Origin of the sequence: Mesorhizobium sp. M0001, assembly GCF_040324255.1 — a bacterium.
Lineage (GTDB): Bacteria > Pseudomonadota > Alphaproteobacteria > Rhizobiales > Rhizobiaceae > Mesorhizobium.
The window spans coordinates 120,072-145,748 of the sequence record NZ_JAMYVS010000001.1 but is presented as its reverse complement, the minus strand read 5'-3'; the positions used below and the strand labels follow the sequence as shown (position 1 = coordinate 145,748).

Here is a 25,677-nt window from a genome sequence, read left to right as displayed (position 1 = left end):
CTGCGATCCGACCGGCTGTGCCGATAGTGCGTGCAGCCGGTTTGCTCCGAAGAACAAGGGCACGCCATCGTGACGATCGTGACCGGCAAGGCCGAGGCTCGCCAAAGATTGCAACCCGGTAGCTCCGGGGCGCTGCGGAATACCTGGGAGCACCGTGCCGACTACGCATACGTGCTTCCAGCGATCGCCGTGATGCTCATCGTCATCGCCTATCCGATCTACTACACGGTCGAGCTGTCGTTCTTTAAAACGCCGCCTGGCCTGCAGCTCCGCGACAAGACCTTCATCGGATTGGACAACTACACGGCCATCCTCACCAGTCAGGTGTTCTGGAAAGTCACCTTGAACACCCTGATCTGGACGATCGCATCCACCTTCGTTGCCTTTGCCTTGGGATTTGCCGCTGCGCTGGCCCTCCACCGCGAGTTTATCGGCCGGGGTGTCCTGCGCGCTATCCTGATCATTCCCTGGGTCATCAGCGCGGTTGCCGCCTCCTATATCTGGAAGTGGATTTACCATTCGGACTTCGGCATCATCGGCGCGGTGCTGGTCGGCCTCGGATTGGCTGACCGGCCGCCGAACTTCATCGACAACGTCAGCACGGTGCTGCCCTCCTTGATCGTCGTCAACATCTGGCGCGAGTTTCCGTTTGCCATGATCATGATGATGGCCGGTTTGCAGACGGTCCCCGACCAGTTGCTGCGCGCCGCGGAAGTCGACGGGGCCAATGCATGGCAGCGTTTCTGGCACGTCACCTTCCCGCATCTGCGCAACGTCTCTACGGTGACAATTCTGCTGCTAGCAGTGGCCAATTTCAATTCCTTCATCATCCCGTGGATCATGACCGGTGGCGGGCCGTCGAACGCTTCGCACATCTGGATCACCCACATTTATGAGCTCGCCTTCGGCCGGCAGCGATGGGGCGTCGCATCGGCCTATTCGGTGCTCCTGTTCCTCATGCTGATGGTGCTGGGCTACTTCTACGTTCGTGCGCTGGCCGGCAACGAGCGCAAGGAGGGCGGCGCATGAGCACGATTGTCGAGACAGTCCCTCAACGTCCGGCCCGGCGCCGCATGCGCATCGACGGATGGCGTTGGGCCGGGCGCATCTTCCTCGTGTTCATGCTGCTTTACACCGCGTTGCCGATGATCTGGATGCTGATCACCTCGATCAAGTCCGGCTTCGCGGCGATGCAGTTCCCGCCGCAATGGTGGCCGGAAGAGCCTACCCTGGCCAGCTACCAAAAGCTGCTGGATCCGCAAAACAGCGTCGGCCAGGACTTCCTGCGTTTTTTCTGGAACAGCCTCTACGTGTCCACGGTCACCACAATCCTTTCGGTGATCGTGGCCGTTCCTGCGGCGTACGCGTTTTCGCGCTTTCGTTTCCCCGGTCGAAACTTCCTGTTCTTCACCGTGCTTTTGCGCAACATGTTCCCGGCGGTGATCTTTCTCGTGCCGCTCTTCATCCTGATGCGCGCGATCGGGCTGGTGAACACGCATGGCTCGCTCATTCTCACCTATCTCACCTTCGGCCTGCCGCTGGCGATCTGGCTGCTCAAGGGCTTTTACGACAACATTCCGGTGCAGCTCGAGCAGGCGGCGCGGATCGATGGGGCGACCCGGTTCCAGGCCTTCATCCTGATCGTGATGCCTCTCTCGACGCCCGGAATCATCGCCACAGCTATCTATTCCTTCATTGGCGCCTGGAACGAGTACATCTATGCCTACACCTTCCTTTCCAAGAACGAGCAGTTGACCCTGCCGGTCGGCATACAGCGTTTCTTCTCGGAGAATACGACGGACTTTCCGGGCCTGATGGCGGCCAGCTTCATGATGAGCGTGCCCGTCGTGGTGCTGTTCCTCCTCCTGCAACGATACTTCGTACGCGCCCTTACAGAAGGCGCGGTCAAACACTAGAGCCGGATGATTTCAGGTCTGTTCGACCTCAAATCTGAATCCGCCTCTAAATCAAAGAGATAGAGCATGATGTCGTCCGAAAACCGCTTCACACTTTTCGGCATCATGCCGTAGGGAGTTGCCGATGGCCCACGTGGTCCTGAGAGATCTCGTCAAGACCTATGGCGGCTTCAAAGCTGTCAACGACGTTTCGCTGACGGTCAATGACGGCGAGTTCGTTGCGCTCGTCGGCCCTTCGGGCTGCGGCAAGACAACCACGCTCAATCTTGTCGCGGGATTGATCCCGGTCACATCGGGCGACATCGTCATCGGCGACCGCGTGGTCAACGACCTCGACCCCAAGGACCGGGACATCGCGATGGTGTTCCAGAACTACGCGCTCTACCCGCAGAAATCGGTCTACAAGAACCTGGCGTTCCCGCTGCAGATGCGCAAGCTGCCCAGGGACGAGATCGACAGGAAGGTCAAGGAAGCGGCGCGCGTGCTCGACATGACGCACCTGCTCGAGCGCAAGCCGCGCGAACTTTCAGGCGGGCAGCAGCAACGTGTCGCCTTGGGGCGCGCCCTCGTCCGCGACCCTGCCGTTTTCCTCATGGACGAGCCGCTCTCCAACCTCGACGCCAAACTGCGCGTCCAGATGCGCTCGGAGATCAAGCGCTTCCACCAGGACCTCAAGGCGACCATCATCTATGTCACGCACGACCAGCTCGAAGCCGTGACCATGGCCGACAAGATGGCGGTGATGAACGGCGGCTACCTGTTGCAATACGATTCTCCGGCGCAGGTCTTTGCCCATCCGGTGAACATGTTCGTCGCCAGCTTCATCGGCAGCCCGGCGATGAGCCTTGTTCCACTGGAGGCATCGACAGCAAACGGCAACACTGCGTTGACCGGCGCGGAGGGCTGGAGCCTTGAGCTCTCGCCGCTCAACGCCCGGAAGGTTGCGGGGGCAACGTCGAGGAAAGTCGTGCTCGGCGCACGTCACTCGACCATCAGGCTGCACAAGAGCGCGGTGCCAGGCAGCGTCCCGGCCAAGGCCTATACAGTGGAGCCGACCGGAGACGTCACCTTTGTGCAGGCGTTGCTGTCAGGCGCCATCGTCAACATCAGCGTGTCCCCCAACATCGCGGTCGCACCTGACGAGCAGATCTGGCTCGAGTTCGACCAGGAGCGGCTGCATCTGTTCGATGGCGAAACTGAACTGGCCCTCAAGGCCGGCTGAGACAAGACGGGGTTCATTGGGAACGTTGGGGATGGCTGAAAAGCTCAAGATCACCGCGATCAAACCCTATCCTGTGTGGGTTGGAACGCGCAATCAGATGCTCGTCAAGATCGAGACCGACCAAGGCGTCTTCGGCTGGGGCGAGAGCGGCTTGAGCGGGCGCGAAAAGGCCGTTGCCGGCGCGGTCGAGCATTATCGCGAGTTTCTCATCGGCCGCGACCCGATGCAGATCGGGCGGATCTGGCAGGAGACATATCGCAGCCAGTACTTCGAAGGCGGGCGCGTTCTGCAGGCGGCGATTTCCGCCATCGACGTCGCCCTGCACGACATCAAGGGCAAGGCGCTGGGGGTGCCTGTCTACGAACTGCTGGGCGGCAAGCAGCGCGACCGCATCCCCACCTTCGCCTCGACCGGAGACGAGGCCGAGGGCGACGTCGCCATCGAACGAGCCCGGGAGCTGCGCGCACGGGGGTGGCAGGCGATCCGCTTCTTCCCCGCAGGGCAAAGCAGCAGGGACATCTTCGAACCCCGCGAGTCGATCGGCGCTACCGCGAGCATGCTGAACAAGGCGCGCGAGGCGCTTGGCGACGACGTCGTTCTCGGCATCGACTATCATCATCGGCTGTCGGTGGCAGAGGCGGCGAGCTTCTGCAACAAACTCGGCCGCGGCGTGCTGGATTTCCTCGAGGAGCCGATACGAGACGAGACACCTGAAGCCTACGAATCCCTGCGCAGGATGACCGACATTCCCTTTGCCATCGGCGAGGAATTTGCCAGCAAGTGGCAGTTCCTGCCCTACATCGAGCGCGGCATCCATCAGTTCAACCGTCTCGATGTCTGCAATGTCGGCGGGCTCACCGAGGCGATGAAAGTCGCCGGCTGGAGCGAGGCGCACTATGTCGACCTGATGCCGCACAATCCGCTTGGTCCGGTGTGCACGGCCGCGACCCTGCATCTCGCCGCCGCCGTACCCAACTTCGCGTGGCTCGAGACCAGGGAACCCGAGACGAAGCTGGGCTTCGACAATTCCGACTTCTTCCCCGTGCAGCCACGGCTCGACGGTCCCGACTATCCGGTCAGCGACCTGCCGGGCCTCGGCGTCGAGGTCAACGAAGCGGCGGTCCAGGCGGAGGCTTTTCGTTTCTGGGAAGCGCCTCACCTCAGGCGCCGCGACGGGTCTGTTACGAACTGGTAGTCCCCTTTTATCCGGAGTCCACAATGACGCATACCCCTGACATCACGCGACCGCCCAAAGACCTCATTGACGCCCTGAGGGAAATCGGCGCCGCGACGGTTGCCGGCACGCTAGGCCACATGGGTTTCCGCAATCCGCACATGGTCGGTCCGGTGGCGCAGAACCATGGGAAGTCGATCGTCGGGCCGGCGCTGACGCTGCAGTTCCTGCCGCAGCGGCCGGACCTCTTCAGCGAGGGAGAATACGCCGACCCGGAAACGCAACTGCACCGGCACGTGCTCTACCACGCGCAGGAAGGCGATGTGGTCGTCGTCGACGCGCGCGGTGACATGAGCTCGGGCGTCTTCGGCGATATGATGTCGACCTACTTCAAGGGCAGAGGCGGCGCGGGCATCGTCATCGATGGATGCATGCGCGACCGGCCGAATGTCGAAAAGCTCGATCTGCCGCTATGGCTGCGCGGCTGGACGCCCAACTACCATGTGCAAACCAGCATCTATCCGAACGCCGTCAACGTTCCGATCGCCTGCGGCGGTGTCACGGTGATCCCCGGCGACATCATAGTGGCGGACGACGACGGCGTGGTAGTGCTTCCCGTCGCAATGGCCGCAAAGGTGATCGAGGAATCCCGGAAGCATCACGATTGGGAAGAGTTCTCGCGAGAGAAGCTGATGCAGGGCGCACCGCTGCAGCGCTACTATCCGCTGCATGACGATGCCCGCGGCGAATATGAGGAGTGGCGCAAAGCCAATCGCCCGGCGGATTGAAGCAGGCATTCAAGACGATCCATATGTGCGGTGAAACTTGATGTGCGCCCCGACAGACTACTGGGAAGCCGTCTCAGCCGGGACCGCGCCGCCGACGAACGTCCCGATCAAGAAAGGCGCTTTCGTCGGGCGAGGCGGCGGCTCCGACACGGAAGGCGAACGACGTGACCCGCGTCGCATTGATGTCGATACCGCATCGGAAGCTCAGATGGTACCATGTCGTTGCCGTCCGGAAAGCGGTGTCGGGGGCGTCAAGAACATTGCCGGCCTTAAGCGGAATGCTTGGGATCAATTGGGGAGAATAAGAGGCGTCGTTCAACTCTTGCTCCAGAACGCTGGCGCAAAGTCTGGCGGCCCGTTGATCGCGAGGCACGTCGGCCATCGAGTTCGTTGCGAACACATCACCGGTGGCGCCTTGCGAAAAGAGTTTGCGAACGCCCGGAAGGCCCGAATATGGCCGCGGTGTAGCCGCGGCCACGTCCGTGGAGTTTGGCTCTTCGGTGATTCCGCGTCCTGACTTCGTAGCCTTTGCGGGGCGGGGTTTCGGCACGTTTTCGGGTTTGGTCCGAGGCGCCTGAGCCGACGCGGGAAGCTCGATCTCACCGTTGTCCCCAGGGGCAGCCAAAGGCATTGCGGCCGCGGATGCCTGTTTGTCAGAGGGTGGGGTCGCAGCCTCCTGTTTGTCCGCTTCCGGCTTCTCATTAGTCTTGGCTGACTCTGTCGGCTCTCCGGGGTCTGGCGCTGGGGCGGGTTTACTCTCCGCATCCTTTGGCGCGACAGCCGACTGTGGCTCGTTATCCTTGGCCGGCGATGGCACATTGTCTTGAGCGCTGCCTCCATTCAAGGATTTTTTGGGGCCAGTGTCTTTGTCGCCGAACTGAAAAACAGGCTTCAGGACCTCGATTGGCGGCAGCTTTTCCGGTGCCGGCTTTTCAACCTTCTGCTCCGGCGGCTTGTCGGGTTGCGGTGGACGCGGCGCGGGAGCGGGTTTCGGCTTCGGCGGTTCGGGTGGCGGGACGAGTGCGACATTGACCGGTTCCTCCTCCTGCGGCTGCTGGGCAGGAACGGGCAGGCCATAGACCAGGAACGCGGTGATGAGCGCATGCAGGACCAGCGATGCGGGCAAGGCCCACAGCAAGGTCCGACGCCGCTCGGATTTCTCGGTCTTCATCCCTCACGATGTGGAGCGAAACTGCGGCGGCATCAAGCGTGGCAACCGTATTGGCGCATTCAGCCGCAGCTCAGCAGTGAGGAGACGACGCCTGATTGCTTCTCGCCGCCGGCTCCATTCTCTGCATGCCCGCCACCAATCTCAGCGACGCAGGCTGGCGTCGCGGGCACGCTCGCGGAGCTCTTCGCGAGAAAGGCCCGCATCCGCCAATATGCTGTCTGGAAGCCGCCTCAAGTTCGCAAGCGTCTGGCGATAGGCAAGCCAGCGGGCGAAACGGTGTCGAAGTTCATGCAACATGATCGTCTCCTTGGCGAGCGGGATACCCACGCTCTTGGATTGGTCGAAAACGCAAAGCAATCGCGCAAAGCGTATGCACGATCGAACGGATTGGGCTGACTTCCTGGCCACCGAGGCGTGCCTGTCATTTTCCTGCCAGGGCAGGATTATCCAACGCCTCCAATGGCTGCATACTTGCGCATGATGTCCGCTTCGCGCTACAGCCACGGTCGCAAGGAGTTTTTCATTTCTGCAAAATGGATATTGGCTGGGACGATCTGAGGTTGTTTCTCGACGTTGCGCGGCTGGGTGGCCTGAGCGCGGCTACGGCAACCACGCGCCTCAGCGCAGCCACACTCGGACGACGCGTCACCGCGCTCGAAAAGCAGATCGGCGAAGCGCTGTTCGTACGGCAGCAGACCGGCTACCGGCTAACCCCGGTCGGTGAAGAACTGCTGCGGCGCGCCGAAGACGTCGAAGCAGCAATGCAGTCGCTGACCCGCTGGCGCGAGGGAAACCTGCCCGACCGCATTGTCCGCGTCTCGGCCGGGCCTTGGACCTCGGCCTTCGTTTCGGCCCATATCGGCGAAATCTGGACGGTCGATGACGGCATCAGGGTGGAACTCGTCACCACCACCGACCGGGTCGACATCGGTCGCCGCGCCGCCGATATCGGCATCCGCAGCGAGCGTCCAACCGAACAGTGGCTGGCCGGCCGCCAGAGCGGCAAGGTCGCGTATGCCATTTATTCCGGACGCCACCTGATCAACGGCATCGCTGCCGGCTTGTTCGTCGGCGTCACCGGCGAAGGAGCAAACGTCGCCTCGGCGCGCTGGCTGCAAGCCCATCACGGCGACCGCATCGCCGTGCGAGGCAACAACACCCATTCGGTGCGAGAACTTGTGGCCGCGGGCGCCGGCCTTTCCGTGTTTCCGTGTTTCGTCGGCGACAGCGATCCGCGGCTGGTTCGCGTCGCTCAGCCTATCCCCGAACTCGAAACCGACCAGTGGATCGTCACCCATCATGAGGAACGCCACTCCCCGCCAGTACGAAAGATTGCCGACCGGATTGCCGCTCTGATGCGGGCCTATCAGCCGTTGTTTCGCGGCAAGATGCCGATCCGCTAAGCCTCAGGCGTCGATCGGCCGCCAGATTCTCAAGGTTCTGGCGCGTGAGGCGGGCGCGTGAAGCTTGAAGGGGTTGGATCCCGGATTGTGGATTTTCGCTGGCCAGAACGGGCCAATTCCGGAAATTGGCTGGAGACTCGTCCAAAAGGTCCCACATCTTGTCTTGCCGCAAAGTTCACCCTCTGATTCCCTGTGCCAAGGCGATAGAACCTGATTCTTGCACCTGGCGTGTTCAAGCGGCGCGTTCCGGGAACTTTTTGTCGATCAATTCCAAGGAGACAAGACGATGAGCACCGCGGCAAGGCCCGTCATCTCGGAAATGCGGCCGAAGATAACCGTCATTGGTGTGGGCGGTGGCGGCGGCAACGCGGTCAACAACATGATTGCCGAAAATCTGCAGGGTGCGGAGTTCATCGTCGCCAACACCGATGCCCAGGCACTGACCATGTCGAAAGCATCGCGGCTGATCCAGCTGGGTGCCCATGTCACGGAAGGCCTGGGCGCCGGGTCGCTGCCGGCGGTCGGCCGCGCGGCAGCCGAGGAATCGATCGACGAGATCAGGGACCACCTTGCGGGAACCCATATGTGCTTCGTGACCGCCGGCATGGGAGGCGGAACTGGAACCGGTGCCGCGCCCGTCATAGCGAACGCTGCACGGGCAGCCGGCATCCTGACCGTGGCCGTCGTCACCAAGCCGTTCACCTTCGAAGGGAAGCGCCGCATGCAAGCCGCCGAAGAGGGCATCGAGCAGCTTCGCGAATGCGCCGATACCGTGATCGTTATTCCGAACCAGAACCTCTTCAGGATCGCCGACGCAAAGACGACTTTCGCGGACGCCTTCGCCATGGCTGATCGCGTCCTTTATTCCGGCGTCGGCTGCATAACCGATCTCATCGTCAAGGAGGGGCTGATCAATCTCGACTTCGCCGACGTGAAGTCGGTGATGCGCGACATGGGCCGCGCAATGATGGGTACCGGGGAAGCCACGGGCGAGGACCGCGCCAGGAAGGCCGCCGAAGCGGCGATAGCAAACCCGCTTCTCGACGAAGCCTCGATGATCGGCGCCAAGGGCGTCCTGGTCTCGATCTCGGGCGGCATGGACATGACGCTGTTCGAAGTCGATGAGGCCGCCACCCGCATCCGCGAGGAGGTCGACGCCGACGCCGACATCATCGTCGGCGCCATATTCGACCGGGCACTCGCCGGAAAATTCAGGGTCTCAGTCGTCGCGACAGGATTGCGGCAGGGCCTGGAGATACCGCAGTAGGCAGGATCCGGGCTGCTGATTTATGAGTCTGGTGGACCGTGGTCATGGGCTTCGCCACCGAAAAGTCGGCCCGCAAGCCCGCACCATCGAACTTGCCGGTGAATTCGCGTTGCCGGCCTAGAGACCGAATTTGTTTCGAGGCCGCTGCCACGAATGCGCGAACTCGCATCAGCGCCGCCGCGGAACCGCTCCCAACTGCAACCGCGCCGCGAATGCGCTTCGACCCGGATCCCCAAAAGGCCATACAGATTGACCACGGCAGACATTTCGCCTGCGATATGGCCAGCATCTGCTGACCACATGATCGGCCCTTTTTGATCGGTGATGCGGGCTCGCTGGATATGGCACAATAAAACCGGCATGGTCAGACGTCGGGAGCATCCAGTGGCGGCCAGCCTCGCAAGCACTATTTCGAAGAAAAACTCAGGTCTACCCGACAGGAGCATGCTCCATGGCTGACACGCCGACACCCGATGCTTCGTTTCTCGCGGCCCTGACGACAGAGCATTTCGTGCAGCAGACAGCGATCAGCACGTCCATAAGTGAAATGGCGTCGCGAACGACCATCTACATTATGTCTCTGTCGAGCGCTCTGGTGGCAACGGGCTTTGTTACGCAGTCCTCCGAGTTCTTCCTGCCGTTTGTCGCGGTTGTGCTGCCATCGGTCTTTTTACTGGGTGCCTTTACCGTCTTGAGGTTGGTCGACATCGCCGCTGAGAACATGCAGGCCCATATCGGCATTGCCCGGATCAGAGCCTACTATCGAACTTTGGGCGACGAGGCTGCCTTCCAGTTTTCCAAGGAATTCGGCCGCTGGCCCGAAAATGACGCCGAACCTTCTCTTCGTACTGGGCCTCTCCTGGCGTACCTGACCACTGCAGCGACTATGATCGCATTCATAAATGCCATCGTCGCTGCGGCGGGCGTTACTCTGCTTGCGTTTCGTGTCGGTGCAGAACTATTGCTCGCGCTGTGTCTTGGTGCTGGAACAGCAATCGGCTTGATGACGATTTTCTATTTATACCAGCGCCTTCGGACGAAAGGCATGGTCCGCATTGCCAAACCCTATGGTTCTGAAAAAAGCGTGCTTTGAGCGGGTAATGAATGTGGTGTTTGTCTGAACGCCGCCGGCATGGCAATTCCGATCTCATTGACGACCAATGCTCCACGCTCTTCGCAGGCTGTTCGCAATGGCGAGCCCTTTCGGGATCGAGATATTTGCGCAAACTTTTTTGCCCGGCATGCGTTGTTCGTTCTCCGAGCACAGGAGAAAGCCATGCAGACTAAGTCGCAGACTTCAGCTGAAGCCGCCAAGCAACGCCATATCCAGCGTGGTATCGACGCCAAAGACGAGACGAAGAGCAATGGCAAAATGCAACACGCGATGCAAGCCGGCGCCCGCAAATATCCCGAGCCGCCTTTTCCCGAGCAGCATCAACCCAAACCGGGGCATGAATGGGCGATCGAGCCCGCTCCGCTCTACGATGCGCCTTACTACCTCGGATCGAAAAAACTCGACGACAAGGTAGCGCTTATCACGGGTGGTGATTCCGGCATCGGCCGTTCGGTGGCAGTCTTGTTCGCCCGCGAGGGCGCCGACATTGCGATCGTATACTTGAGTGAAGACAGGGACGCCGAAGCGACCAAAAACGCCGTCGAAAAGGAAGGCCGGCGTTGCATACTGATAAAAGCCGATGTCAGTGAACGCGAGCATTGCCGCAACGCCGTGGCGCTGACGGTCGAAAAATTCGGCAGGATCGACGTGCTGGTCAACAACGCCGCTTTCCAAATCCATTCCAGTGACTTCAACGACCTGACCGAGGAACATTTCGACACGACGCTGAAGACTAATCTTTACGGCTATTTCCATATGGCGCAGGAGAGCGTGCCGCATATGGAGCCGGGCTCCGCGATCATCAATACCGGTTCGGTGACCGGCATCGACGGTTCCAAGCAACTGGTTGACTATTCGATGACCAAGGGCGGCATTCATGCCTTCACGCGAGCGCTTTCGGGCAATCTGATCGGCAAGGGCGTCCGGGTAAACGCGGTCGCGCCAGGTCCGGTGTGGACGCCGCTCAACCCTTCGGACAAGGAAGCCAACGACGTCTCGAAATTCGGCGCGGATACGCCGATGAAACGGCCAGCGCAACCGGAAGAACTTGCCCCGGCTTACGTGTTCCTCGCCTCGTCGCATTGCTCGAGTTACATCACGGGAGAGATCCTGCCGGTGGTCGGTGGCTACTGAGGTCGCGGAACGTATTTCATTGCATTGGGCTACCGAGTAGACGGCACGCGACGACGTCGTCTCCAGGGAGACGCTTGCCGCGCTCGGTCGCTTCAAGAAACGCGTGATCGGTGCCGTGCGCCGCCGCTACACGGCACCCGCCACGGCTCCGGAGCAATAACGCTCCGTGTTGGTCGAAATCCTCGCTCGCGTTTTCAATTTTCTGAATTTCCGCTTGGAACTCTCCCGCCGGCATACCGTTCAAACATCATTGAGCCGGGAGAACGACCATGCCACGAGGCGACAAATCGAAATACAGCGACAAACAGGAACGCAAAGCCGACCACATTGCCGCAGGCTATGAGAAGCGCGGTGTTTCCGAGAAGGAATCCGAGCGCCGGGCATGGGCGACCGTCAACAAGGACGATGGCGGCGGCAAGAAAGAAGGCGGCTCGGGTCGTGGTAAACACACCGGACACCCCGCGGCCCACAAGGGTGGGAAAAGCGGCGGCAAGGCATCGGCTTCACGGTCAGCCGCAAGCCGATCGGAATCGGCAAAGAAGGCAGCGGCAACCCGCAAGCGGAATGCCGAGCACCATGCCCATTAACTGCCCCGCAACAGGTTCGGAGCGCGATGAAACCCAAGCTCGTCAATCAGGTCAGCGGGCAAAGAATTTTCGTCGTGGTGCTCGACCTCGGCGACGAAGGCTTCGGCGCGCTGACAGCCTTCGCAACCGACCAAAACCTCGGCAGTGCCTCTTTGACTGCGATCGGAGCGTTCGGCGCCGCCTTGATCGATCTTAATGCGTGAGGTTGGCAAGCGCCTGCCCGGCTCCTTGGCCATCCATGGCGGATGTCTCTGTGGCAGGATCCGATTCAGCGCCGGGATCGAACCGAGGGTTCACTACTGCCACTGCGATATGTGCAGACGAGCGACCGGCAGCGCGTTTGCAGTTCTTGCCTGGATGCCCTGCCAAAGCCTGAGCTGGAATTCCGGAACGCCAACATATCGAAGGTCTTCGCCGATCGCGCAAAGAGGCTTCTGCCCAGAATGCGGGTCGCCGCTCAGCCTTTGCTACGACGCGTCGCCAACCGAGATCGCGCTGCACGTCGGTACCTTCGATGATCCGGCTCACCTGGTGCCTCGGTACAACTACGGTTCAGCGCAGCGCCTTGGTTGGGTGTGCTGCGGAATAGACCTACCGGACCGCGACACCGAGGAGCGCTGGTAGCGCCGCCTGTTGCGAATGACCCAGATTGCCGATCAGGAATGCGGCCCTTGTCGCCGTGCCCCGAAAGTGCGGTCTCGATCTGCCCGGCCTACCGACGTGGCCAGACCGTCGACAAGCCCTAAGCGCTAGCCGGTTTTGATCCTTTGGGGGGCCGCATTCTCTATCGCGAGGAAAATCGCTTCGAACAGATCCTCGTCGCGGAAGGGCTTGCCGAGCAAGGGCACGTCGGCCGGCCGATCGGCAATCTCCCGGGCATCGGCATAGCCCGTGATCATGACCGCTGGCCAGTCCGAGCGCAAATTGCGCGCGAAGCGGATCACGTCGACGCCGGATACGAGTGGCATGGCGAAGTCGGTGATAATGACGTCGAACTGGTTGGGAGTGCGCTCCATCATGGCCAGCGCCTCCGCCCCTCCTCCCGCGCAGGTCACCTCGAAACCACGTTGGCGAAGGGACTCGGCGGTCAATTGCCGCAAAACATGGCTGTCGTCGATCAGGAGGATTGATGGGTGCTCCATCCCGGCATCGGCGAACGCTCGTTCAATGTCGGGTTCCACCGCAGGATCGACCGGCTGTTCGGTCGAACGTGGCAGCCAGAGTTGCATGGTAGTTCCGCGGTTGACGACGCTTTCTATGCGAAGTGTCCCACCTGACTGCTTCATGAAGCCGTAGACCGTGCTGAGGCCGAGGCCCGTTCCCTTACCGACCGGCTTGGTGGTGAAGAACGGTTCGACGACTTTGGCGACAAGATCGGGGGGTATGCCGGATCCGGTGTCCTTGACGGCGATCAGGACATAGTCGCCCGGCGGAATATCCTCTGTTTGCGTCACGATCGATCGATTCTGCGCATGCACGGTTATTGTCCCGCCAGAGGGCATGGCGTCACGCGCGTTGAAAACCAGATTCATCAGGGCCAATTCAAGTTGGCCTGCATCGACATGCACCGGCCAGATCGTGTCATCGATCTGCCAGTCGAAACGGATCAACCCCCCCAGTACGGGCGCCACCAATCCATTCATCGTGTCGCCCAGCGCAGCAAGGCGCACCGCTTCCGGCTTCAGGGTCTGGCGCCGCGAGAATGCCAGCATTCGCGCGACAAGGTCAGCGCCTTGTTTTGCAGAACGCCGCGTCAGGTCGAGTACCTGTTGCGCCTGATCATCCAACGTAGCCCGGCGTTCAAGCAGCCCTAACCCACTGAGAATTGCGGCGAGCAGGTTGTTGAAATCATGCGCCAGGCCGCCGGTTAGCTTGCCGATAGCGTCGATGCGCTGGGATTGAAGCAGCTGATCCTCAAGACCGCGCCGCTCCGTGATGTCAAGCAATGTGCCGATAATTTCCGGTTCACGGCCATCTGACCCGTCCGACATCACGCCCTGGTCGAGAAAAATGCGATACTCGCCATTGGCGCAATGCCAGCGGAACTCGCACGTATAGGAGCCGGTGGTTTTGGCCGCCAGCAGCGCTTGCTTCAATCGCGGCAGGTCGTCGGGATGAACGCGGTTGAGACCGAACTCCGGATCCGATGTCAGGTATTCAGGCGCAAAGCCGGTCAAGCGCTCGACGCCCTCCGTAACAAAGCGCGCCGCGAAGGGTGGCTCGGCTGCCCGAGCATGAAAGCAGACCGGCAACGAATTCAGGATGGCATCCTGCCGTTGCTCGGCGCTGCGCAGCGCGCGTTCGGCCTGAAGCTTGTCCTTGTGCGCCTGCAACGCCTGCGCCAATAGTCCCTGCTCGACCTCCGCCTTGCGCTGGATCTCGAGCGTCTTCTCGTGGAGTTCGACGAAAACCGCGACTTTCGAACGCAGCATGATCGGATCGAATGGCTTGAACACATAGTCGACCGCGCCGGCATCATAGCCGCGCAGCATATGCGCATCCTCCTTGTTGATGGCGGTCAAGAAGATGATTGGGGTGCGCTTGGATTGCTCGCGCTGGCGGATAAGTGCGGCCGTTTCATACCCGTCCAACCCTGGCATGAGGACATCCAGGAGAATGACGGCGAACTCCTCTTTCAGCAAAAAGCGCAGAGCCTCTTCGCCCGATTGGGCGCAGATGACCTCTCCGATAGTCGCGAGCACTTCGCTGATCGCCAGCAGATTGCGCTCATCGTCGTCCACCGCCAGGATACGGGCTCTTGCCGGCCCTTCGGCAAGAGCTGCCACCTCAAGTTTCCTTACCCTGTTTCTTGCCAGCTTTTGCATCGAACGGCCGTCAGTTCGCTGCCAGGAGAATTTTTTCCGGGCTCTCGACACGGGATCGGGCACGTCCGATCCAGACACGAAGCAGCGCCAGCAGGAGATCCAGATCGACGGGTTTGGCGATGTAGTCGGAAGCCCCGGCATCCAGACATTTTTGCCGATCCCCCTTCATCGCCTTTGCGGTGACGGAAATCAGCGGGATATGAGCAATCGCCGGTGTGCCGCGAATCCGCCGCATCGTCTCGTAGCCGTCCATCTCCGGCATCATGATATCGATCAATGCCACGTCGACATCGGGCGCCTGTTCAAGAAGCGCGATGCCATCACGGCCCCGCTCGGCATGCAGAACCTGTATGTCATAGGTCTCCAGAACACTCGTGAGCGAATAAATGTTACGAATGTCGTCGTCGACGATGAGAACTTTCGCCCCGGCGAGATCGGACTTGCCGTTGTGTTCAGTTCCTGCCCAGGCCTCTTGGCGACCTTCTCCCGGCAGCGTTGCCGAAATATGCAGCGCCAATTGAGCGAAGTTCTCCGCCCGCGGTGCTTCCGCCAAGGCCGGGTTCAATGCCAGTACCTGTTCAAGCGCGTCCGGGTGAGGTGTAAAGAACAGCAGCTGCGGCAAGGCTTCGCCGAATTGGCCGGTGATCTCGTCCAGCGCCTTTGCGTTGTCCTTGGCGGAGCGTCCAAAGCCGAGCACGACGGCATCATAGAAGGCGAGGCCAACGTCTTCTGCATTTGCCGCAACACGACCGATCGCGGTGACCGACGTTACGCCGTCGCGGATTGCCTCGACCAGAGCCAGACGCCGCTCCGGGTCAGGGTCCACGACCAGAACGCGGCGCTGAACGCGGAGCTTCTTCGAGTGGATATCCTGAAACACCTTCATCAGCTCGTCCGAGGAAACGGGCTTGGTGGAAATGCTGGACGCCCCCTTGCGTGCGAGACTGTCGATGTCTTCGGCACCCGAGATGACATGGATAGGAATTCCCCTCGTCTTCTGGTCATGCCGCAGCAGATCGAAAAGCACCCAGCCATCGATATCCGAAAGTCCGAGATCAAGTGTGATTGCGTCGGGAACGAGCTTGCGGGCCAATGCCAGCGTGCCGGAACCTGCAGTCGACAGAACGCCTTTCAGCCCGGCCGACCGGGCGAGGCCAAGCAGCAACCCGCCAAAGGTCGGATCGTCTTCGACGATCAACACGATCCGATCGGTGGGTAGGATTGAATCGCGGTCGTCGATCAGCTCTGCCGAGGGCGGACTGCTGAGCAGAGCTGTCGCAGCAACCGCCTCCGCCGCCGGAGCCAAGGTCGACTGTACTGTCGTCACGCGGGGGCCGTCGAACGGGATGATGAGGGTAAATGTCGACCCCTTGCCCGGCGTGCTTTCGACCCGCAATTCGCCGCCAAGCAAGCGAGCGATCTCGCGGCTGATCGAGAGCCCAAGGCCGGTGCCGCCATACTTGCGGCTGGTGGTGCCGTCGGCCTGCTGGAAGGCCTCGAAAATCAGCTTCTGTTTGTCTTCTGGAATGCCAATGCCGGTGTCGGTGACGGCGATCGCGAGAGCCTTCACCGGCTGCGTCGCGCCATTGCGGCGGCCGGCCTTTTCAACCCGGAAGTTCAGGCTGACCTCGCCTTCCGAGGTGAATTTGAATGCGTTGGAAAGCAGGTTGAGGACAATCTGCTGCAAGCGTTTCTCATCTGTGCGGACCGTGTCGGGAAGCGCCGGATCGACCTTGATGGTGAAGCCAAGTCCCTTGTCGGCTGCCAGCTGACGAAAAGTTCGTTCCATATGCTGGCGAAGATGCGTCACCGGCATATCGTTGATGTCGATGGAAACAGTGCCCGACTCGATCTTCGACAGATCGAGGATATCGTTGATGAGGCTGAGAAGATCGGTTCCTGCCGAATTGATGGTGCGGGCGAACTCTACCTGTTTTTCGTTGAGGTTGCCGTGCTGGTTGGTCGCCAGCAGGTTTGACAAAATGAGCAGCGAATTGAGCGGCGTGCGCAGTTCGTGGCTCATATTGGCCAGGAATTCGGATTTGTATTTCGACGTGAGCGCCAGTTGCTCGGCTTTTTCCTCCAGCGCGCGTCGCGCCATCTCGATTTCGAGATTCTTGTTTTCGACCTGCTTCTTTTCGTTCTCGAGCAGCTGCGCCTTTTCCTGCAGCTCCTCGTTTGTCGCATGCAGCTCTTCCTGCTTTTTTGTCAGCTCGGTTTGACGCGCTTGCAATTCCGACGTCAGCAGTTGCGACTGCTTGAGCAGGCCCTCCGTGCGCATCGTCGCAGCGATGGTGTTGAGAACGATGCCGACGGATTCCATGAGCTGGTTGAGGAACGACTGGTGTGTGTCACGAAACTCGCCGAACGAGGCGAGCTCGATGACGGCTTTGACTTCATCCTCGAACAGGGCAGGCAGGATGATGACATTGGCTGGCGAGGCGCTGCCAAGACCAGATGTGACCCGAAGGAATTCTGGCGGCACATTGTCCAGCATGATGGCGCGCTTGTCGGCGGCACTTTGCCCAACCAGGCCCTCTCGCAGATCAAGCCGCTGCTTGATGGCAGCCTTGCTCTCGGCGCCATAGGAAGCCGCCAGCTCAAGATAGGATTCCTCCTCGTCGCGATTGGTGACGTAGAACACCCCATACTGGGCGTTCACCAGAGGAGCGAGTTCGGACATGATGAGCCGCGAGACGGTGGCAAGGTCGCGCTCGCCTTGCAGCATGCGCGAAAACCGGGCGAGATTGGTCTTCAACCAGTCCTGCTCGGCATTCTTCAGCGTCTGATCCTTCAGATTGCGGATCATTTCGTTGATGTTGTCTTTCAGCGCGGCGACCTCGCCGGAGGCTTCGACGCTGATCGAACGGGTAAGATCGCCCTTGGTCACCGCCGTCGAAACCTCGGCGATGGCACGCACCTGGGTGGTCAGATTGGCAGCGAGTTGATTGACATTGTCGGTCAGGTCGCGCCAGAGGCCGGCGGCACCTGGCACACGCGCCTGACCACCGAGCTTACCCTCGATGCCCACCTCACGGGCGACGTTGGTCACCTGGTCGGCAAAGGTGGCAAGCGTCTCGATCATGCCGTTGATGGTGTCGGCCAGCAGGGCGATCTCTCCCTTCGCGTCGACCGTCAGTTTGCGCCTGAGATTGCCTTGCGCGACCGCCGTCACGACATCGGCGATGCCGCGCACCTGATTGGTCAAGTTCGTCGCCATCAGGTTGACGTTGTCGGTCAGGTCCTTCCAGGTACCGGCAACACCTTCGACGCGCGCCTGGCCACCAAGCTTGCCCTCGGTGCCAACCTCACGCGCGACTCGGGTGACCTCGCCGGCGAAGGAGTTCAACTGGTCCACCATGGTGTTGATGGTCGACTTGAGCTCCAGGATTTCGCCCTTCACATCGACGGTGATCTTCTTCGACAGGTCGCCGCGCGCCACGGCGGTCGTGACTTCGGCGATGTTGCGCACCTGGCCGGTCAGATTCTCGGCCATCGAGTTCACATTGTCTGTGAGATCCTTCCACGTGCCGGCAACGCCGCGCACCTGCGCCTGGCCTCCCAACTTGCCTTCCGTGCCGACCTCGCGTGCCACGCGCGTGACTTCCGAAGCGAAGGAATTAAGCTGGTCCACCATTGTGTTGATGGTGTCCTTCAGCTCCAGGATCTCGCCGCGGACATCGACGGTGATCTTCTTCGAAAGGTCCCCGAGCGCCACGGCGGTGGTTACCTCGGCGATGTTGCGCACCTGGCCGGTCAGGTTGGCCGCCATGGCGTTGACGTTTTCGGTCAGATCCTTCCACGTGCCGCCGATGCCGCGCACCTGGGCCTGGCCGCCGAGCTTGCCATCGGAGCCGACCTCGCGCGCCACACGTGTCACTTCCGAAGCGAAGGAATTGAGCTGGTCGACCATCGTGTTGATGACGTCCTTGATCTGCAAGATCTCGCCCAGCGCGTCGACGGTGATCTTCTGGGTCAAGTCGCCGGTCGCTATGGCCGTTGCCACCTTCGACACGTCACGCAACTGCACCGTCAAATTGCCGGCCATGGCGTTGACGTTGTCGGTCAGATCCTTCCAGGTGCCACCGACGCCTTCGACATGCGCCTGGCCACCAAGCTTGCCTTCCGATCCCACTTCGCGGGCCACACGCGTGACCTCAGAGGCGAAGGAGTTCAGTTGGTCGACCATCGTGTTGACGGTGTCCTTGAGCTCCAGGATCTCGCCTTTGACGTCGACGGTGATCTTCTTCGACAGGTCGCCGCGCGCCACGGCGGTGGTGACTTCTGCGATGTTTCGAACCTGGCCAGTCAGGTTGGCGGCCATGAGATTGACGTTGTCGGTCAAATCCTTCCATGTGCCGCCGACGCCCCTCACCTCTGCCTGGCCGCCCAGCTTGCCTTCGGTGCCGACCTCGCGTGCCACGCGCGTCACTTCCGAGGCAAAGGAGTTCAGTTGGTCGACCATCGTGTTGATGGTGTCCTTGAGTTCCAGGATTTCGCCTTGCACGGCGACCGTGATCTTCTTGGACAGATCGCCCGACGCGACCGCCGTGGTCACCTCGGCGATATTGCGCACCTGACCGGTCAGGTTCTCGGCCATCGAGTTGACGTTGTCGGTGAGGTCCTTCCAGGTGCCGGCGACGCCGCGCACCTGCGCCTGGCCGCCAAGCTTGCCTTCGGTGCCAACCTCGCGTGCCACGCGCGTGACCTCGCCCGCGAATGAATTCAGCTGGTCCACCATCGTGTTTATCGTGGATTTCAGCTCGAGAATCTCGCCCTTCACGTCCACCGTAATCTTCTTCGACAGGTCGCCCAAAGCCACCGCGGTCGTCACTTCGGCGATGTTGCGCACCTGGCCAGTCAGGTTCTCGGCCATGGAATTCACATTGTCGGTCAGATCCTTCCACGTACCACCAACACCCTCAACGCGCGCCTGGCCGCCAAGCTTGCCTTCAGTGCCGACCTCGCGCGCCACGCGCGTCACTTCCGAAGCGAAGGAATTAAGCTGGTCCACCATCGTGTTGATGGTGTTCTTCAGTTCTAGGATTTCGCCCTTGACATCGACTGTGATCTTCTTCGACAGGTCGCCCGACGCGACCGCCGTCGTAACCTCCGCGATGTTGCGCACTTGCCCGGTCAGGTTCGTGGCCATCGCGTTGACGTTGTCGGTCAGATCTTTCCACGTGCCGGCGACGCCCTTGACCCGGGCTTGGCCGCCGAGCTTGCCTTCCGTACCGACCTCGCGCGCCACGCGCGTCACCTCAGAGGCGAAGGAGGCCAACTGGCCGACCATGGTGTTGACGATCTTGCCGATGCGCAGGAATTCGCCGCGCAGCGGTCGGCCATCAATTTCGACCATCATGGTCTGCGAAAGGTCGCCCTTGGCGACGGCGCCGATAACGCGCGCAACCTCAGCCGTTGGCTGAACCATGTCTTCGATGAGATCATTGACTGAACGGACACTGGATTCCCAACTGCCGGTGGCATTGCGAACCCGGCCGCGCTCGCCTATCCGCCCCTCCTTGCCGACGACCCGGCTCAAGCGCTCGAACTCGCGCGTCACTTGGTCGTTGAGGTCAGCGATCTCGTTGAAAGTCTCAGCTATCTCAGAATCGAGGCCTTCATAAACATTGTCGATGCGGACGGAGAAATCGCCGCGCCGGAAGGCTTTCAGAGAATTCAGGATGCTTCGACGGTCCAATTGCTTCTTGGATGCCTGCACGGTCACAGCGCCACTCCCAGCCCTATGGATTTATACGGATAAAGTTGCCCCCGCGGCCAATGGTGGATCGCGCCGCAAGACCCCAAACGCGGCATCTTCAATTTTGTTCCATCGTGCCGTGAATTCCAGGCCGACGGTTGCGCCTTGGTTTGAATGCGGTTGTGGATTTATCGTGCTTCAGCCGACCACGACACGTCATAGCCGTTTGCCATTGCCAGAGAGGCATGAATTGCGTTGCGCAACTCGGAAGGCGAGGCAGCCACCCGGTGGTCGAAGCTCACGGCAATTTTCTTGCCGGACATGGCATGGACCATAAGCCCGACAATTCCTCGTCGTCGCAGCGACACTCAGGAAACTTGCGCGGATTCCATCGACCGCAAACGCCGTCGACACAATGTCGTCAGCGCGATTGCCAGCGACTAGGTTTCAAGGTCAATGACTTCGCTTTTCAGCAAATCACCCTCCCAGCGGAAGGCCGACGGCAGAGGCGCCGGATGTCTCGCAAAGATTGCTAGATGCCGGCATCGAGTCTTCGGCGCTGTATCCTGTCCATTCTATGACGGTTGGCCGCGCTGTCGATAGCTCTGCAAGGCTTTGTACGCTTCCAGACACTGATTCACGCGAGCGAGCAGATCAGGCAATCGTGCCGTTCATATACGTTTTCCGGTTCACTGTAGTGCCGTCCGCCAACTGAAACAGTCCGCCCGACCAGAATGACGATTGTCGGCCCTTTCACTTGAAGCCCCCCAGATCAGCGAGTGAGTTGTGGCCAACACTCCAACACCTCCGCCATGCTGGCCGCCTCAATCTGCTCACTGAAGCGGGAATGGTAGACTTCCATCAGTGCGTCATGGGTCTGGTCGGCAGAGCTGCAGATGGCATCGGTGACGAGAATGACGCGAAAGCCACGATCGATGGCGCCAAGCACGGTCGCGAGAACGCAAACGTCGGTTTCGCCACCGGTGATCACGAGCGCACGCACGCCGGAGCCACTCAGCAGCGCGTCGAGCCGCCCCTCGGTCCAGGGCGAATAGACATGTTTGTCGACCACCGTCGCCGGCGGTACAAATCGTGCAAGTTGAGGCATCAGCTCGATCAGGCGCGGATCGATGTTGGAAAGGGTTACCTCCGCCCACCGACGATAGTAGTTTGCCCACATTCCCGGCGCCTCGCCCGGGCGGGCGGCAGGAATGAAGCGCGTGAACAGGGTACGGCTGGCATGTCTGGCGACCAGTTCTTCGATCGCCGGGACCACCTTTTCAGCCCACGGCACGGGCCAAGGTCCACCCGGCGCAAACAGGCGCTGCATGTCGACGCACAGATGCAGGCCATCGTCGCCTATTGGTCCGTGAATCAATCCTTGGGCGGCCACTGGTGGATTCCGTCGGGTTTGGGTTACTGGCCTGCCTGCCGCGCTGCATCGGCCTCAGCCACATCAACAGTGTAAAGCAATTCACCGTTTTCGTTGGATACCCTCACAAGCCAGCCGGACAGAGCGTCCGTGCCAGGCTGCAGGTCGGCGAGAAGATCGATTGCGCAGCGGATAGCTTCGGACCGGGCCGCCTCAAGGCTCGCCATCCTCGACGGCGGTATGCGTCGGCTGGTTTCGCCATCGCGATACTCAAAGACATATACGTCGCCGGCGCCGTCGCTTGCAGAGGTTATCTCGACCTGGTCGAAATTGCCGTTGCTGCTCGCGTCATATTCATTGGCTGCGAGATCAAAGGTCGCTGTCTGGACCAGGATTGCCTTTGCGCGGGCAAGCACGTCATCTTCAGCTTGTATCCCGACGTTTGCCATGTCCACCGTAACGCAGTCGCCGCCCTCGCCGCAAAATATCACCCGGCGAACCGACTGCCCGTCTGGCGCCCTGGCATTCACCACTTCGGTCCGAACGACTTGCATGACACTCTCCTGCCTGTGTCTGACAATGTTCATGGTGCGCTTTCGGTTCCTGCGGATGCAGGCGCCGGCCCGGCTGTCGAGACCGACAGGACTTCCCCGCCGGACATTGACGTGCACCGAGCCCCCGCCGCAGGAACAATTCGAACGGAAACGCGTTGCCCTAGCTGGAAACGGGATAAGCGCAAAATGGCCGCGCCACGTGCTGCCTGGAAGGGCTTCTTGAAGGTTGGTTCGGTTACTTGCGGCGTGAAGATTGTCGGCGCAACCAGCGAAGCATCCAAGATCCATTTCAAGATTTTGAACCGCAAGGACGGTCTGCCGGTCAGGAGCGTCTACGCCGACGAGGAGACCGGAAAGCTGGTGGATGCAGCGGATCAGGTGAAGGGTTTCGAGATCGAAAAAGACGAATTTCTCCAGATCGAACCTGACGACATAAAGGCGTTGAAGCTGACGTCGAAGCACACGCTCGAAGTCGGCGAATTCGTATCGATTGACGATATCGATACGCGCTATCTCGAGAAGCCCTACTATCTGATCCCGGCCGACGGCGCCGCAATCGAAGCATACGGAGTGATCCGCGATGCCATGAAGAACAAGGGCGTGGCCGCTCGATCCTGCGTGGTGCTCTACCAGCGCGGCCGCGAAGTGCTGATTCAGCCCTATGGCAAGGGCATGGTGATGACCGAGCTTCGCAACCACAACGAAATGGTTTCGGAAAGCACTGTGTTCGATGGATTGGCCAAGCAGAAATACGACCCCGATCTGCTCGAAATCGCCGGCATGCTTATTGACAAAAAAGTGACGACCTTCGATCCCTCGAAATTTGAAGACACCTATGAAGACGCGCTGATCGCCATGATCGATGCAAAGCGCAAAGGCAAGAAGCTGCCGAAGCCCGCACCAAGGCCACAGGAGAATGTCATCAACCTCGCTGAGGTGCTGAAGAAGAGCCTCAAACAGGAAGGGCTGGCGAGATCCACAAAGAGAGCCTCACCGAAACGCAAGACAGCATAGTTGATAACTGCCCAGCCAGAAGGTCCGCACAGCAGCTCCAGCCGCCCTTAATAGCTCGGAACAATTCTCGCGGTTGCCCGTTGGCCACCAAGGACGATGCCTTATGGCCGAGATCAAGAACGTCGACAGGGCAGTCCTCAAAGAGCCAGAGGCAGCGGATGCCAACATTGCGCTCAAAGGAGCCGGAACGCAGGACTCTGATCGGGCGCCGACAAGCCCCAGGACCGCTGGCCATCGGTAAAAATACATGGGGTGTGAAAAGACCCTTTCGCCTCCAGACGCGGCGACGCGCGACCTGTGGCGGGCCGAACCCCACGCCCAAGCGAAACCCGGAGAATAGATGTGCCCCCCAAACCAGAGCCAACCGAAGAGCCGCCAGTGGATGCGCCGACGTGGACGCCGGACACACGCGAGCCTGAGCCGGATCTTCTTCCCGACGAAGTGCCAGTTCCTAATCCGGACGAGAACCGTGATCCGCCAAAGCGAGGCGTGGTGACAGACTGAACAACGAGTTTGGTCCGGCATCCTCCTGCAAAGGCGTTTATCTCGCCGCCGGGTTCAAGATCGCCAGTGAAATGCGACTGGATTTGGCTGCGCCGAATGCTTGACGGATTTGGTCTCGATGGTGTGGACCTGTCGACGCCTCGCCAAGCCTCATTTTCCAAGTATCTGTTCGAACGTGCATTGCTTCGGGCTTTTGTCAGGACGCCATCGCAGAAATTTGGTGCCATGACGGAAACGATCGCCGGTGACATGATCGAACCGCACCTCCGCCACCAGTTCGGGCCGCAATGGCTCCCATTGTCCGCTTCTTTCCGTGCTCCACCGACTGGGACCGCCCGGCGCTTTTCCCGTGAAGCCAGGAGCCGATCGCAAAGCTTCAAGTTGTCGCGTAAGCTTGGCCCTGTCCTCCCGGGCGATCGTCGAAGTGAACCCGACATGGTCGAGTTGCCCCTGGTCATTGTACAGGCCAAGCAACAGGGAGCCGACTTCACGCGAATTCGCCAGGTAGCGGAACCCTCCGACGACACAATCGGCCGTGCGCAGGCGCTTGACTTTGACCATGGCGCGCTCGCCGGGTCGATATTCGTCATCGAGAAGCTTGGCAACGACCCCGTCGGTCGAACCTTGTCCGGATTGGCCAAGCCATCTGCCTGCCGCCGCCAAATCACGCGTCGCCCGAGACAGTTCGAGATCCTTTCGCGCGGCCGACTTTACGAACAGTTCGAGTGCAGCGCGCCGAACCGAGAGCGGCTGCTGCATCAAGGCGCCCTCGGAGGTCGCCAACATGTCAAAGAGGATCAGCTTTGCCGGCGTCGCGACCGACAGTTTCCGGATCCTGCTTTCCGCCGGATGCAGCCGCATCTGCAAGGCGTCGAAAGAAAGAGAGCCTGCAATTTCGATGACGATCTCACCATCGACCACGAACTCTTTTGTTTTCAGTTCATGCAACATCGCGACGACTTCCGGGAAATACCGCCCTAACGGCTTGCCGGATTTTGCACGCAACTCCACGGCCGCGCCGGATTTAAAGGCCAGGCAGCGGAACCCGTCCCATTTGGGTTCGTATTGCCATCGGCCAGCATCGGCCGGCAACGTGTCGGCAGCCTTTGCTTCCATCGGCGCCGTGCTCAACGCCACGCCGAAAGACGATTTTACACTCGTCGGCAGATCGCGAGAGATGGCAGATTCGCCCGTCATGAAAGTTCCGTGGACAACGATGGAGATCGACTCAACGCAGCACTGGTGCCGGCTTTGGAAAAAATCATGCTCCAACAGGGTTAGGTCATGATGAGATTTCAACCAATCTCATCATGACCTGGGACGGTCTACTCGGCAGCCTGCATGTTGATCTTGCTTTCCGCCATTTCGGTGAGCTTGCGATCGGTCGCCTGCTCTTCTTTCAGGTTCTTGGCCAATACGTTGGCGCAGTCACTGCGGCCAAGCTGCTTGGCCCAGGCGATGAGCGTGCCATATCTGGTCATCTCATAGTGTTCGACCGCCTGCGCCGACGCTATCAGCGCCGCGTCTAGAACCTCCTTGTCGTCGACGTCGCCGCTCACATCGTCGGCTTCCTCCAGAATGCCGTCTATCGCCGGGCAGTTGACCTCCTTGGCCTTGACGCCATGCAATTCGAACACCTGTTCGACGCGCTCGATATGGCCTTTGGTCTGCTCGAGGTGTTTTTCGAATCCGGCCTTCAATTGCGGATCGGTTGCCTTGCCGATCATCTTCGGCAGCGCTTTCTCGATCTGCTTTTCGGCGTAATAGATGTCGCGCAGCGTGTGCACGAAGAGATCGTCGAGTGTCTTGATGTCCTTCGAAAAGAAGCCCATGGCCTTACCTTTCATTGTGCAGAAGTTCGGGTTCGGCGGCGGCTTGCCCGCCACCCGCGGAGGCCGGGAACTCGTCCCGGCTTGCTGGTCAACGCACCG

Annotated in this window: 22 protein-coding genes; 13 read left to right on the top strand and 9 right to left on the bottom strand. The window is 60.4% G+C overall.

The window, feature by feature from the left end; all coding sequences use genetic code 11:
* Positions 1-69: 69 nt before the first annotated feature.
* The 5 genes from NKK50_RS00715 to NKK50_RS00695 all read left to right on the top strand — a co-directional run bounded on the left by NKK50_RS00715 (position 70) and on the right by NKK50_RS00695 (position 5,100).
* On the top strand, positions 70-1,029 hold the full coding sequence (locus NKK50_RS00715) for a carbohydrate ABC transporter permease (RefSeq protein ID WP_023729477.1): 960 nt from the start codon (positions 70-72) through the stop codon (positions 1,027-1,029).
* Positions 1,026-1,916, top strand: coding sequence for a carbohydrate ABC transporter permease (locus tag NKK50_RS00710; protein ID WP_023729478.1), 891 nt, complete (start codon positions 1,026-1,028; stop codon positions 1,914-1,916). The genes NKK50_RS00715 and NKK50_RS00710 overlap by 4 nt, the downstream gene beginning before the upstream one ends.
* Positions 1,917-2,040: 124 nt before the next feature.
* Complete coding sequence (locus NKK50_RS00705) at positions 2,041-3,138, top strand: ABC transporter ATP-binding protein (protein WP_023729480.1); 1,098 nt, start codon at positions 2,041-2,043, stop codon at positions 3,136-3,138.
* Between the two features lie 31 nt (positions 3,139-3,169).
* Positions 3,170-4,333 carry a mandelate racemase/muconate lactonizing enzyme family protein gene (locus tag NKK50_RS00700; protein WP_023729481.1) on the top strand — a complete coding sequence of 388 codons (1,164 nt, stop codon included), beginning with the start codon at positions 3,170-3,172 and terminating at the stop codon, positions 4,331-4,333.
* A gap of 23 nt (positions 4,334-4,356) precedes the next feature.
* Positions 4,357-5,100, top strand: coding sequence for a ribonuclease activity regulator RraA (locus tag NKK50_RS00695; RefSeq protein ID WP_023702107.1), 744 nt, complete (start codon positions 4,357-4,359; stop codon positions 5,098-5,100).
* A 73-nt stretch (positions 5,101-5,173) separates the two neighbouring features.
* Here the strand turns inward: NKK50_RS00695 and NKK50_RS00690 are convergent, their stop codons facing one another.
* Entirely contained in the window at positions 5,174-6,271 is a 1,098-nt protein-coding gene (locus NKK50_RS00690; protein ID WP_023744509.1) for a DUF930 domain-containing protein, read from the bottom strand.
* 141 nt (positions 6,272-6,412) lie between these two features.
* Positions 6,413-6,568, bottom strand: coding sequence for a YjiS-like domain-containing protein (locus NKK50_RS00685; protein WP_023744508.1), 156 nt, complete (start codon positions 6,566-6,568; stop codon positions 6,413-6,415).
* Positions 6,569-6,804: 236 nt separating this feature from the next.
* Between NKK50_RS00685 and NKK50_RS00680 the strand changes: the two genes are divergently transcribed.
* The 7 genes from NKK50_RS00680 to NKK50_RS00650 all read left to right on the top strand — a co-directional run bounded on the left by NKK50_RS00680 (position 6,805) and on the right by NKK50_RS00650 (position 12,400).
* Complete coding sequence (locus NKK50_RS00680) at positions 6,805-7,674, top strand: LysR family transcriptional regulator (RefSeq protein ID WP_023744507.1); 870 nt, start codon at positions 6,805-6,807, stop codon at positions 7,672-7,674.
* 286 nt (positions 7,675-7,960) lie between these two features.
* Positions 7,961-8,941: a cell division protein FtsZ gene (gene ftsZ, locus NKK50_RS00675; protein WP_023702103.1), complete on the top strand. Its 981-nt coding sequence runs from the start codon at positions 7,961-7,963 to the stop codon at positions 8,939-8,941.
* 451 nt (positions 8,942-9,392) lie between these two features.
* Complete coding sequence (locus NKK50_RS00670; RefSeq protein ID WP_023702102.1) at positions 9,393-10,034, top strand: hypothetical protein; 642 nt, start codon at positions 9,393-9,395, stop codon at positions 10,032-10,034.
* 183 nt (positions 10,035-10,217) lie between these two features.
* Entirely contained in the window at positions 10,218-11,189 is a 972-nt protein-coding gene (locus tag NKK50_RS00665) for an SDR family oxidoreductase (protein WP_023744506.1), read from the top strand.
* A 269-nt stretch (positions 11,190-11,458) separates the two neighbouring features.
* The gene (locus NKK50_RS00660) at positions 11,459-11,776 is read left to right on the top strand and encodes a hypothetical protein (RefSeq protein ID WP_023687854.1); all 318 of its coding nucleotides are present in this window, start codon (positions 11,459-11,461) and stop codon (positions 11,774-11,776) included.
* Positions 11,777-11,802: 26 nt separating this feature from the next.
* Positions 11,803-11,979, top strand: a complete 177-nt coding sequence (locus tag NKK50_RS00655; RefSeq protein WP_023744504.1) for a PCC domain-containing protein — start codon at positions 11,803-11,805, stop codon at positions 11,977-11,979.
* Positions 11,972-12,400, top strand: a complete 429-nt coding sequence (locus NKK50_RS00650) for a GFA family protein (RefSeq protein WP_156936373.1) — start codon at positions 11,972-11,974, stop codon at positions 12,398-12,400. The genes NKK50_RS00655 and NKK50_RS00650 overlap by 8 nt, the downstream gene beginning before the upstream one ends.
* 125 nt (positions 12,401-12,525) lie before the next feature.
* Here NKK50_RS00650 and NKK50_RS00645 read toward each other — a convergent pair whose 3' ends face one another.
* From NKK50_RS00645 to NKK50_RS31300, 5 genes are all read right to left on the bottom strand, one after another.
* Complete coding sequence (locus NKK50_RS00645; RefSeq protein WP_023744503.1) at positions 12,526-14,601, bottom strand: PAS domain-containing hybrid sensor histidine kinase/response regulator; 2,076 nt, start codon at positions 14,599-14,601, stop codon at positions 12,526-12,528.
* Between the two features lie 10 nt (positions 14,602-14,611).
* A complete protein-coding gene (locus tag NKK50_RS00640) occupies positions 14,612-20,323 on the bottom strand; it encodes a HAMP domain-containing protein (protein WP_031195793.1) in 5,712 nt (1,903 codons plus the stop codon).
* Positions 20,324-20,490: 167 nt separating this feature from the next.
* Positions 20,491-20,625, bottom strand: a complete 135-nt coding sequence (locus NKK50_RS00635) for a hypothetical protein (protein WP_280790991.1) — start codon at positions 20,623-20,625, stop codon at positions 20,491-20,493.
* 449 nt (positions 20,626-21,074) lie between these two features.
* The gene (locus tag NKK50_RS00630) at positions 21,075-21,695 is read right to left on the bottom strand and encodes a cysteine hydrolase family protein (protein ID WP_023687850.1); all 621 of its coding nucleotides are present in this window, start codon (positions 21,693-21,695) and stop codon (positions 21,075-21,077) included.
* A 23-nt stretch (positions 21,696-21,718) separates the two neighbouring features.
* Complete coding sequence (locus tag NKK50_RS31300; RefSeq protein ID WP_502882005.1) at positions 21,719-21,901, bottom strand: DUF6894 family protein; 183 nt, start codon at positions 21,899-21,901, stop codon at positions 21,719-21,721.
* Positions 21,902-22,414: 513 nt separating this feature from the next.
* Here NKK50_RS31300 and ku point away from each other — a divergent pair.
* Positions 22,415-23,242, top strand: a complete 828-nt coding sequence (gene ku / locus NKK50_RS31295) for a non-homologous end joining protein Ku (protein WP_023681176.1) — start codon at positions 22,415-22,417, stop codon at positions 23,240-23,242.
* Between the two features lie 654 nt (positions 23,243-23,896).
* Here the strand turns inward: ku and NKK50_RS00620 are convergent.
* A complete protein-coding gene (locus NKK50_RS00620) occupies positions 23,897-24,943 on the bottom strand; it encodes an ATP-dependent DNA ligase (RefSeq protein WP_023815880.1) in 1,047 nt (348 codons plus the stop codon).
* 128 nt (positions 24,944-25,071) lie between these two features.
* A complete protein-coding gene (locus tag NKK50_RS00615; protein WP_023668075.1) occupies positions 25,072-25,578 on the bottom strand; it encodes a YciE/YciF ferroxidase family protein in 507 nt (168 codons plus the stop codon).
* Positions 25,579-25,677: the final 99 nt, after the last annotated feature.